This window comes from Polaribacter glomeratus, assembly GCF_002954665.1.
Lineage (GTDB): Bacteria > Bacteroidota > Bacteroidia > Flavobacteriales > Flavobacteriaceae > Polaribacter > Polaribacter glomeratus.
Genome location: NZ_MSCM01000001.1, coordinates 2,311,420 through 2,322,478, shown reverse-complemented (window position 1 = coordinate 2,322,478; position 11,059 = coordinate 2,311,420). Strand labels below are relative to the sequence as shown.

Below are 11,059 nucleotides of genomic sequence, written 5' to 3'. Positions count from 1 at the left end.
ATTGAGCCCATTGTTCTAGCAATTGTATTGGTTCTCTGGTTATATCTTTTGTTTAATTATAAATCCAAGATGAATTTTGGCACAACTTGTAAACTTTTTCTATAGTACGATATCTTGTATTAAGGCCAAAAGTTGTAAGATTTAGAACTTAAGCATAAATAGCGGTTACCAATCGTAATTTTTGTGGGCATCTAATCTAATAAAGATAAAAAGCAAGATGGTAAAACCCCAAAGAGAAGAGCCCCCATAACTAAAGAAGGGTAGAGGTATACCAACAGTTGGCAATAAACCTATAACCATCCCTATATTTACAATTACATGAAAGAATAGTATAGACGCCAATCCATAGCCATATATTCGGCCAAATTTATTTGTGTGTGTTTCTGATAAATAAATAATTCGATACATCATCAACATAAATAGAATGATAACAAAACTACTGCCTATAAAACCCCATTCTTCACCAACCGTACTAAAAATATAATCTGTGTGTTGCTCAGGAACAAAATTTCCTTGCGTAATATTTCCTTCTAAAAAACCTTTTCCAAACCATCCGCCAGAACTAATGGTTAATTCTGATTGATAAGAATTATAACCAATGTTTACATTGTCTACTTTCATTCCCAGTAAAACCTCAAAACGATCTCTATGGTGTTGTTTAAATATATTGTTATATGTAAATTCTGTACCGAAAATGAATAGTGCAACAAAGGCATAAAAAGCCAAAATTTTGTACCAATTAAATCTAAAGAACCTTTTTCCTCCTCTATAAATTATATATGCTACTATTATAGAAATAATTATAAAGAGTGAAATAAACATATTACTTGCTCCAAAAAAGATGGTGAGAACAAATAATGCAATTACAGTTGCGCCTAATAAAATATAATTGAGCGTTAAGCCTTCTCTATTTAAAACAAAAAAGAAGGATAAATAAATAAGTGCAGAACCAGCATCTGGTTGTAAAGTGATTAATACGGCTGGGAAGAAGACAATGATAAATGCTTTTATTTGATTTTTAACTAGCTTAAAATTGTATTGTCTATCACTTAATAGTTTAGCGACTGCTAAAGCTGTACAAGCTTTTACAAATTCTGAAGGTTGTAAGCTCATAGCCCCAAAATTAAACCAAGATCTTGCACCATTAATTTCTTTTCCAAGTGGGAAAAGTAGCACTAAAGAAAAGATCGAAATTAAATAAAGAATACTTGCAAACTTTTCATAAAACTTTGAATTAAAGAATAGAATAATAACTATTAATGGAATACTAAAACTAATCCAAAGAATTTGTTTACCATATTTTGTAGAGAAATCTAAAATTTCGTGATTTTTTTCGGTTTTAGAAGCTGCATAAATGTTTAACCATCCAAAACCAACTAATGCAATGTATAGAAATACTAAAATCCAATCAATACCTGCAAAAATATTATTCTTTTCCTGACGCAATTTGTTTGGTTTTTGATGTTTGCTTATCGTATACTTCTTGCAAACTCATATTTAACATATTTTGTTCTCTAATTTTGTTTACTTCAGAAATACTACCATTTAAATATTTCTCTATTAATAAACTAGTAATAGGTGCAGCAATTGTTGATCCATAACCTCCATTTTCTACAAAAACTGCTATTGCAATTTTGGGGTTATCTTTTGGTGCAAAAGCAATTAAAATGGAATGATCTTTGGCCTGAACTTTAATACCATCAACTATTTTTATAGAGTTTTCTGATGTCCCTGTCTTTCCGCAAATTTCAATTCCGTTAACTTGGCTCCATCTACCTGTTCCAGTTTTAAAAACTTCATGCATCGCTTCTATAACTGGGGCAAAATGTTCTTTATCAATAGTGGTTTGTTTCTTGGTCGTAAAATCAGTAATATTAATTGTCTTTCTATTTATTTTTTTTACAATATGCGGCGTATAAAAAAAGCCTCTGTTAGCAATAGCTGCAGTAAAATTAGCTAATTGAATAGGTGTTGTTAAAACTTCTCCTTGCCCAATTGCATTAGATATGGTTGTAGAAGCTCCCCACGCATATTTGTATCGTGCGTTATAATATGCAGCATCCGGAATTAATCCTTTTTGCCCGGCAGGTAAATCATATCCTAAGTAATTACCAAGTCCAAAGCTAGTTATGTGTCTGTTCCAGTTGTCTAACCCTTTAGATGGTTTTTTATTTTTTTCAATAATTCGTTTATAAGTATTTGCGAAATAGCTGTTACAAGATCTTGCTATCCCTGTCTTTAATCTTATAGGAGAATTAAAAACTCCACAATGGCATCTCATAAAGGCAGTAGATCTGCTTCCATATCTGTATCCACCAAAGCATAAAAAAGAACTTTGCTCGTTAATAACATTTTCTTGCAAACCGATTAAAGCATTCATTATTTTAAAAGGAGATCCAGGAGGATATGCAGCCAGTAAACCTCTATCATAAGTTGGTTTTTCAGGATTTGTAGGATCCATCAAACTTGCTGAGTTTATAGATCTTTTTCTACCTACCAGCATATTTGGGTCATAAGAAGGAGAGGTAACTAATGCTAAAATTTCTCCAGTTGACGGTTCGATGGCAACAATACCGCCACGCTTCCCATTCATTAATTGTTGTGCAAATAATTGTAAATCAATGTCTATTGTTAATGTTAAATCTTGTCCGTTTTCTGGAAGCGTATCATTAAGCCCGTCTTTATAAGAACCGGTAACTTTATTAAAACGATTTCTTTGTAAATATTTTTTACCTTTTCTACCTCTTAAAACGTCTTCGTATTGTTTTTCTACGCCGTCTTTTCCTTCTAATTCTCCAGATTGATAGTAATCACTCTTTTTAGCTTTTTCTTCATTTACCTCACCAATATAACCTAACACATTGGCTGCAGCGTTTATTGGATAGTTTCTAATGATTCTTTTTTGGATATAAAAACCATTGTATTTATGCATTTTTTCTTGTAAAAAAGCAAAATCTTCTTTGGCTAATTGTTTTAAAAAAACGGATGGTAAGTAGGATGCATAATGTTCTGCTCTTTTAAATCTGATTAAAAAGTCTTCTTTGTCAATTTTTAAAAGATTGCAAAATTCTAACGTATCTAAAGACTCTACCTGGTTTGGTTGCACCATTACATCATAAGAAAGCTGATTTGCAACTAATAATTTTCCGTTTCTATCATAAATATATCCACGTTCTGGATAATCATATTCAATTTTTATAGCAGCGTTGTGCATTGGATCGTACGTTTCTCCTTTTATTATCTGTAGTTGAAACAAGCGACCAATAAAAATAACACCTATAACAGTTATTAAAAAATAGAGTAAAAAACTTCTTTTCATTATTCGTTTTTGCTAAAAATATAAGTCCCTAAAAAGTATAGCGTTAGTGTAAAAATACTTGAAAATAATGTATTTAAAAATACGTTCGATAAATTTTCAAGACTAAAGTTAGCCAAAGAAAAGTAGATAAAGTGATGAATTACTGTTAAAGTTACCACATAATTAAAAATCTTCCCAAAAGACTCTGAGTTTAAACTAAAAAAAGAATAATCAGTTTCACCTTTTCTAAAGTAAATTCTTACAAAGAATAATCTTAAATAAGCAATAAGTAAAATTGAAAAAGCATGAACACCGCCAGAATCAGAAAAGAAATCAATTAAGAGACCAAGTAAAAAACTAGAAAAAAGAAACGGAATTCTATTGCTTTTTAGTGGATATAAAAAAACGAAAGTGATATATAGATAAGGATTTATGTAACCGAAAAATAAAATGTTATTCAGCACAAAAACCTGCAAAAAAAGCAGGAATAAAAATAATACGACCATGTTAAATGGTTTATTCATTTTGTGCTTCTAGAATATTAATTTCTTCTTTATTAAAACTTTTAATAGCGTATATAAAGCCTAAATTACTCATGTCATTAAAAAGAGTAACATTTACTTTATTGTCTGCAGAATTCCCTTTGTTTATTTCTGAAATTGTACCAATTAAAATTCCTTCAGGAAAAATTGTTGATTTTCCGCCAGTTTCTATTGTATCTCCAATTTTTAGAGGTGCTTGTCGTGGAATATCAGAAAGTTGAACAATATTATAGTTTTTTCCGTTCCAGCCTAAAGTACCAAAGTAATTACTGTTTTTTAAACGAGCATTAATTTTACTATTTCTATTTAAAATAGATTGAACCCTTGCGTAGTTTTCAGAAACATTATCAATGATACCAATAATTCCTCTACTATTAATTACAGCCATTTCTTTTTCCATACCAAGTTTCTGGCCTTTATCAATCGTTAAAAAATTAAACTCTTTGGCATAATTATTTTTGATAACTTTTGCAGTTGTATAGCTATATTTTTGTTGATATCTACTGGTATCTATGACAATAGTATCTATTACAATCACATCTTTTTTAGGGTTTAGTAAAATATTTTTTTCTAGAAGATTTTTTAAACGAGTATTTTCATCAGCCAAAATGCTGTTTTCTGATTTTAAATTCCAATATTCAGAAATACTGGATGCTTTGTTGTAAAAACCTCCTGTAACTGTATTTGCAGAGTTTACAAATTTACTTTTATGAAAGTCAAGATTATTAAATGTTAAGGCAAGTGCAATAAACTCTAATAATAAGAAGAATAGAAAATATTTGAACTTTCGAAAAAAGTAGATGAGTTGTTGCATTGTTAAAACTTAATAATGCTAATTCATTAATATATTTTTGTATTTTTTTAGTTCTTTTAAAGCAATTCCTGTTCCACGAACAACAGCTCTTAAAGGGTCTTCTGTAACATAAACAGGTAAGTCTGTTTTACGAGATAAACGCTTATCTAAACCTCTTAACATAGAACCACCACCTGCTAAATAAATACCAGTGTTGTAAATATCTGCGGCTAACTCTGGCGGAGTTTTAGATAAAGTTTCCATTACGGCATCTTCAATTCTTAAAATAGATTTGTCTAAAGCTTTTGCTATTTCTCTGTAAGAAACTTGTACTTGTTTTGGTTTACCACTTAGTAAATCTCTACCTTGAACTAACATTTCTTCAGGAGGCGTATCTAAATCTTCGGTTGCTGCACCAATTGTAATTTTAATTTTTTCGGCTGTAGTTTCTCCAACATGTAAATTGTGTTGTGTACGCATATAATACATAATGTCATTGGTAAATAAGTCTCCGGCAACTTTTACAGATTGATCACAAACAATACCTCCTAAAGCAATTACAGCAATTTCTGTTGTACCACCACCAATATCAATAATCATGTTTCCTTTTGGCTCCATAATATCGATACCAACACCAATTGCAGCAGCCATTGGTTCATATATTAAATAGATTTCTTTTGCATTCATGTGTTTTGCAGAATCTCTTACAGCTCGTTTTTCAACTTCTGTAATTCCGGATGGAATACAAATTACCATTCTTAACGCGGGTGGAAATAATTTCTTTTTTATAGATGGAATCTGTTTTACAAATTCCTTAATCATTTCTTCGGATGCCTGAAAATCTGCTATAACCCCATCTTTTAAAGGGCGTATTGTTTTAATATTTTCATGGGTTTTACCTTGCATCAAATTAGCCTCTTGACCAATAGCAATTATTTTACCAGTAATCCTGTCTCTAGCAACAATTGAAGGGGCATCAATAACCACTTTTCCGTTGTGAATTATCAATGTATTTGCAGTCCCTAAATCGATTGCAATATCTTCAGTCATAAAATCGAAAAAGCCCATAAAATATTTTCTTATTTTGTTTAATGTACTATTACAAATTTACTAAATATAATCTGTCTTTTCCATTAAATTAATTAATGTTTAAAATGTCTCGTTCCTGTGGTAACCATAGAGATATTATTTGCATTACAATAATCTATACTTAACTGATCTTTAATAGATCCTCCAGGTTGAATTACACTTTTTATACCTGCTTTGTCTGCAATTTCTACGCAGTCTGGAAAAGGGAAAAATGCATCACTTGCCATCACTGCTCCGTTTAAGTCGAAACCAAAATTAGTTGCTTTTTCAATTGCCTGTGTTAAGGCGTCAACTCTACTTGTTTGCCCAGTTCCGCTTGCTAATAACTGGTTGTCTTTAACAAAAACAATGGTATTAGATTTTGTGTGCTTACAAATTTTAGAAGCAAATAATAAATCTTTTAACTCACTTTTAGAAGGTTTAGTATTTGTAACATATGTTAAATCTTCTAAACGATCTGTTTTAGAGTCTTTGTCTTGAACTAATAACCCGTTTAAAGCGGTTCTTATATTTTGAATTGGTAATGCTGTTGTTTTCTGAATTAAAAGAACTCTATTTTTCTTTCCCTTTAAGGTTGATAAAGCTTCATCAGAATAACTAGGCGCAATTACAACTTCACAGAAAAGTTTGTGAATTTCTTCAGCAGTTTCCTGGTCGATTTCTTTGTTAGAAATTAAAACGCCTCCAAAAGCAGAGACAGGATCACCAGCTAAAGCATCTACATATGCTTGTTTAACTGTGTCTCTTTGTGCAAAACCACATGCATTATTGTGCTTTAAAACAGCAAAAGTTGGATCTTCTCCAATAAACTCATTCATTAAGTTTACAGCCGCATCTACATCTAATAAATTATTGTAGCTTAATTCTTTACCATGTAATTTATCAAACATTGCATCTAAATCGCCAAAGAAATAACCTTTTTGATGTGGATTTTCTCCATAACGCAACGTTTGAGAGTTTTGTTCGCTAGCTTTAAAAACTATTTCGTCTTCATTAAAATAATTAAAGATTGCAGTGTCGTAATGTGAGGAAATGTTAAATGATTTTGCAGCAAATTTCTTTCTTTGCCCAATCGAAGTTATTCCTTTATTTTCTGATAAAACAGCTAAAAACTCTTCATATTGATCCATTGAAGAAACGGTAAAAGTGTCTTTAAAGTTTTTTGCGGATGCTCTAATTAAAGAAATTCCTCCAATATCAATTTTTTCTACAATATCTTGTTCAGAAGCACCAGAAGCAACTGTTTTTTCAAACGGATATAAATCAACAATTACTAAATCTATTTGTGGAATATTATATTCTTTTAATTCAGCAATATCACTTTCGTTGTCTTGTCTGTTTAAGATTCCTCCAAAAACTTTTGGATGCAAAGTTTTTACTCTTCCGCCTAATATAGAAGGATAAGAAGTAACTTCATCAACAGGAATTACATTGATTCCTAGTTTTTTAATAAATTTTTCTGTTCCGCCAGTAGAGTAAATAGTTACATTTAATTCGTTTAATTTTTGTACAATTGGTGCTAAACCATCTTTGTGAAAAACCGAAATTAATGCAGATTTAATTGTTTTTGAAGTGCTCATTGTTCTGTTGTGTTGTTAAGCACGCAAAACTACGTAAACATTGAGTTAGCCACAATAAAAAGATAATAACAAATTAACTAAGTAATTAACAAAAAATAAAATATTTTTTTTGCTGTAATAAAATATTAAATGTGCTACTAGTTATTATCTAAAAACTTTCTAAACCAAATAATAAATTGATCTAAGAGAGATTCTTTCTTAGCGTAGTAATTAGATTCTGAACTTGCGGAAGAAAATGTAGAAATTGATTCTTGTTTTCTCATTATTTAGGAATTAGTCAATTGAGAATTATGTTATTTGTAACGATTTTAAACCAATCAGATTAAATAATAGTAGCTACTTTTTGGCAAATATACTCCAAAAGTTGTTCGTCTTTTTCTGTAAAAGTATTTGCTGTATGAGAATCTATATCGATTTGACCAATGTTTTCTCCGCCAACAAAAATAGGAATCACAATTTCTGACTTCACCTTCCAACCACAAGAAATATAATTTTCTTGCGCTGTAACATCTTGAACCACAAAGTTTTTATTGCTAACAGCAACTTGACCACAAATTCCTTTTCCGAAAGGAATAATAGTGTGCTCTGTAGGCTCACCAGTAAATTGAGCTAATTTTAATTCTTCCTTATCTCCGTTTTTAAAGTAAAAGCCAACCCAATCATAGTATGAAATTTCATTTTCTAAAAAATCACAAATCGCTTGTAATTTTTCTTCTTTGATTGATTTTGATGCAATAATAACATCTATTTCTCTTTGTAAAACAGTTATTTTCATAAGTAAAAAATTGTATGCAAAAGTATATCAAAAAAAAATATCTAATTGTGTTATTTGCTTTTTTAATATAATTTTATGAGAAAATAATTTTGAGCCTAAATTAAAATTCTTGTTGTAAATTTGCAACAAGACAATGAGACAATTAATTACTAAAATAATATCTTTTCTACTAGCATTTTTGGTGCTTTTCTCTACCTTTTCATTTACCGTAGCAAAGCATTATTGTGGTGATTTATTAGTAGACGTTTCTTTTACAGGTCAAGCAGAAGGTTGTGCAATGAATATGGATTCTGTAACATCACCCAAAAAGAAAAATTGCTGTAAAGACGAAGTTCATCAAATAGATGGTCAAGATCAATTACAATTTAATAAAGTAGACAAAATATCTTTTAGTAAACAACAATTTATAGCATCTTTTTTAACTTCTTACACTGATTTATTTTTAAAAAATGAATCAGAAAATAATTTTTACAATAATTTTTCTCCTCCAGATATTCGGCTAGAGTATCATGTTTTATATCAAATTTTTCTAATTTAATTTTTATTTTTTAATAGGTATTGCTCATCTTTTAGGTGATAAAATTCATGTTATTAAACAAAAATTAAAACACAAAATGAAAAAAATAATCATAAGTAGTTTCTTACTATTTATTCCAATCCTACTATTTTCTCAAGCAACTTTTACAGGGATAATTATGGATAAAAATAATTCTAAAGATATTTTAGGAGTTTCTGGTGCAACATTGCATTGGCTAAACACAAATGTAAGCGCAGTAACAAACGAAAAAGGTGCATTTACAATTACTTATAAACCTGAGTATAAAAAATTAGTTGTTAATTATCTAGGATATAAAACCGATACAATTACAATACGTAATTTAGAGCCTATTCGTCATTTTTTAACACCAGAAAGTGAGCTAGAAGAAGTAACCATAAACACAAAGAGAAAATCGACTCAAAAATCTTTCTTTGAAACAGCCAATATGTTTACCGTAAATGCAGATGAATTGTTAAAAGCTGCTTGCTGTAATTTGGCCGAAAGTTTTGAAACAAATCCATCTATTGATGTTAGTTTTTCTGATGCTTTAACAGGAACAAAACAAATACAAATGTTGGGTTTAACGAGTCCGTATTTACTAATTACACAAGAAAACATACCTTCTATTAGAGGAGCAGCTCAGGCATTCGGCCTAACGTTTACGCCAGGAACTTGGGTAGAAAGTATTCAAATCTCTAAAGGTGCAGGTTCTGTTGTAAACGGTTTTGAGAGTATTTCTGGGCAAATAAATGCAGAATTGGTTAAACCTTTTACTGATAGCAAGTTCTTTTTAAATGCTTACGGATCTGCAAATGGACGATTCGAATTAAATACACATTTTAATGAAAAAGTTTCTGATAAATGGCAAACAGGTTTGTATGTGCACGGAAATTATACAGGACAAAAGTTTGATATGAATGGCGATAATTTTTTAGATATGCCTTTATCAAACCAAATAAATGTAATGAACAGGTGGCAATTTACCGATGCAAAAAAAGGTTGGGTTAGTTTTATAAATGTCCGTTTTTTAAAGGATGAAAAACAAACTGGTGAGCTCGATTTTAACCCGATTTCAGATCGAGGGACCACCAATTATTGGGGTAGTGAAATTGATACAAAACGCTTTGAAACCTCTGCTAAACTAGGCTATGTTTTTCCAGAAATGCCTTTTCAAAGTATTGGTTTTCAAATAGCATACAGTGATCATCAACAAGACTCTTATTTTGGTTTAAGCACTTATAATATTCAGCATCAAAGTGTGTATTCAAATATTATTTTTAATTCGATTATTGGCGATACAAGAAATAAATTTAAAACAGGAATTAGTTTTACCCACGATCAATTTAGTGAATTGGTAAATGCAACAGACTTTAGTAGAACAGAAAATGATTTTGGAGCATTTTTTGAATACGCTTATGATAATTTAGACAATTTTAGTGTTACCGCTGGTTTAAGAATTGATAGACATAATTTATTAGGAACTTTTATCACCCCAAGATTGCACCTTAGATATGTGCCTTGGGAAAAAGGTGTTTTTAGAGCTTCTGTTGGAAGAGGAAAAAGAAGTGCTAATATTTTTGCAGAAAATCAGCAGTTATTTGCAAGTTCAAGAAATATAAATATTGACGCTAATGGTGGAAATATCTACGGATTAAATCCTGAAATAGCATGGAATTATGGCGTTTCTTATCTACAGCGATTTAATTTATTTGATAAAAAAGGAGACATTACTTTTGACTTTTATCAAACAAATTTTCAAAATCAAGTTGTTGTAGATTGGGAAAATCCGCAACAGATTTCATTCTATGATTTAAACGGAAAAAGTATTGCCAATAGTTTTCAAGTAGAAGTAAATTATAGTTTGGCAAAAAATGTAGAATTAAGAACTGCGTATAAATATTTTGATATTTCTACGGATTTTAAAAGCGGTAATTTGCAAAAACCAATTCAGCCTCAAAATAGATTTTTTGCAAACATTTCTTACGAAACAGTCATAAAAGAGAATAATTCTCAATGGAAATTTGATGTTACTTTTAATAATATTGGTAAACAACGTTTGCCAAATACAGCGTCGAATCCTGTTCAATATCAATTACCAGCATATGCGGATGCCTATCAATTGTTGAATTCACAAATAACAAAAGTATTTTCTGATAAATTCGAAGTCTATTTAGGTGCAGAGAATTTAACAAATGTTCAACAAAAAAATCCTATTTTAGCAAGCGATGATCCTTTTGGACCTTATTTTGATAGCACAATTGTGTATGCTCCCATCTTTGGAAGAACAATTTATGCAGGATTGCGTTTTAAAATTAAGTAATTTAAAAGTTAATCAATACCCCAATGGTACTTCGATTGATTTTAGAAGAAACGAATAAATTTGTATCGAGAAGTTTTTTAATTTTCGAAATTTATCTTTTTTGTCTTATAATCCGAAGAAAAAA

10 protein-coding genes are annotated in these 11,059 nt (G+C 30.2%); 2 read left to right on the top strand and 8 right to left on the bottom strand.

Annotated elements, in window-relative coordinates:
- Positions 1-165 precede the first annotated feature (165 nt).
- The 8 genes from rodA to BTO16_RS09810 form a co-directional block, all read right to left on the bottom strand.
- Complete coding sequence (gene rodA, locus BTO16_RS09840) at positions 166-1,446, bottom strand: rod shape-determining protein RodA (RefSeq protein WP_105021403.1); 1,281 nt, start codon at positions 1,444-1,446, stop codon at positions 166-168.
- Positions 1,427-3,319: a penicillin-binding protein 2 gene (mrdA, locus tag BTO16_RS09835; protein ID WP_105021402.1), complete on the bottom strand. Its 1,893-nt coding sequence runs from the start codon at positions 3,317-3,319 to the stop codon at positions 1,427-1,429. Before mrdA ends, rodA begins: the two co-directional genes overlap by 20 nt.
- Positions 3,319-3,822, bottom strand: a complete 504-nt coding sequence (gene mreD / locus BTO16_RS09830) for a rod shape-determining protein MreD (RefSeq protein WP_105021401.1) — start codon at positions 3,820-3,822, stop codon at positions 3,319-3,321. Before mreD ends, mrdA begins: the two co-directional genes overlap by 1 nt.
- On the bottom strand, positions 3,815-4,654 hold the full coding sequence (mreC, locus tag BTO16_RS09825; RefSeq protein WP_105021400.1) for a rod shape-determining protein MreC: 840 nt from the start codon (positions 4,652-4,654) through the stop codon (positions 3,815-3,817). The genes mreD and mreC overlap by 8 nt, the downstream gene beginning before the upstream one ends.
- Before the next feature lie 18 nt (positions 4,655-4,672).
- The gene (locus tag BTO16_RS09820) at positions 4,673-5,701 is read right to left on the bottom strand and encodes a rod shape-determining protein (RefSeq protein WP_105021399.1); all 1,029 of its coding nucleotides are present in this window, start codon (positions 5,699-5,701) and stop codon (positions 4,673-4,675) included.
- A 74-nt stretch (positions 5,702-5,775) separates the two neighbouring features.
- Positions 5,776-7,302, bottom strand: coding sequence for a bifunctional phosphoribosylaminoimidazolecarboxamide formyltransferase/IMP cyclohydrolase (gene purH, locus BTO16_RS09815; RefSeq protein ID WP_105021398.1), 1,527 nt, complete (start codon positions 7,300-7,302; stop codon positions 5,776-5,778).
- A gap of 137 nt (positions 7,303-7,439) precedes the next feature.
- Positions 7,440-7,565 carry a hypothetical protein gene (locus BTO16_RS17965; protein WP_262503040.1) on the bottom strand — a complete coding sequence of 42 codons (126 nt, stop codon included), beginning with the start codon at positions 7,563-7,565 and terminating at the stop codon, positions 7,440-7,442.
- Positions 7,566-7,624: 59 nt separating this feature from the next.
- The gene (locus BTO16_RS09810) at positions 7,625-8,077 is read right to left on the bottom strand and encodes a GAF domain-containing protein (protein WP_105021397.1); all 453 of its coding nucleotides are present in this window, start codon (positions 8,075-8,077) and stop codon (positions 7,625-7,627) included.
- Positions 8,078-8,210: 133 nt separating this feature from the next.
- On the opposite strand from BTO16_RS09810, the gene BTO16_RS09805 reads away from it, so the two are divergent.
- Together BTO16_RS09805 and BTO16_RS09800 are read left to right on the top strand one after the other, a co-directional pair.
- Positions 8,211-8,615, top strand: a complete 405-nt coding sequence (locus BTO16_RS09805; protein ID WP_105021396.1) for an HYC_CC_PP family protein — start codon at positions 8,211-8,213, stop codon at positions 8,613-8,615.
- Between the two features lie 76 nt (positions 8,616-8,691).
- Positions 8,692-10,935 (top strand): TonB-dependent receptor, encoded by a 2,244-nt coding sequence (locus tag BTO16_RS09800; RefSeq protein WP_105021395.1) that lies wholly within the window; start codon positions 8,692-8,694, stop codon positions 10,933-10,935.
- The last annotated feature ends 124 nt before the right edge of the window (positions 10,936-11,059 follow it).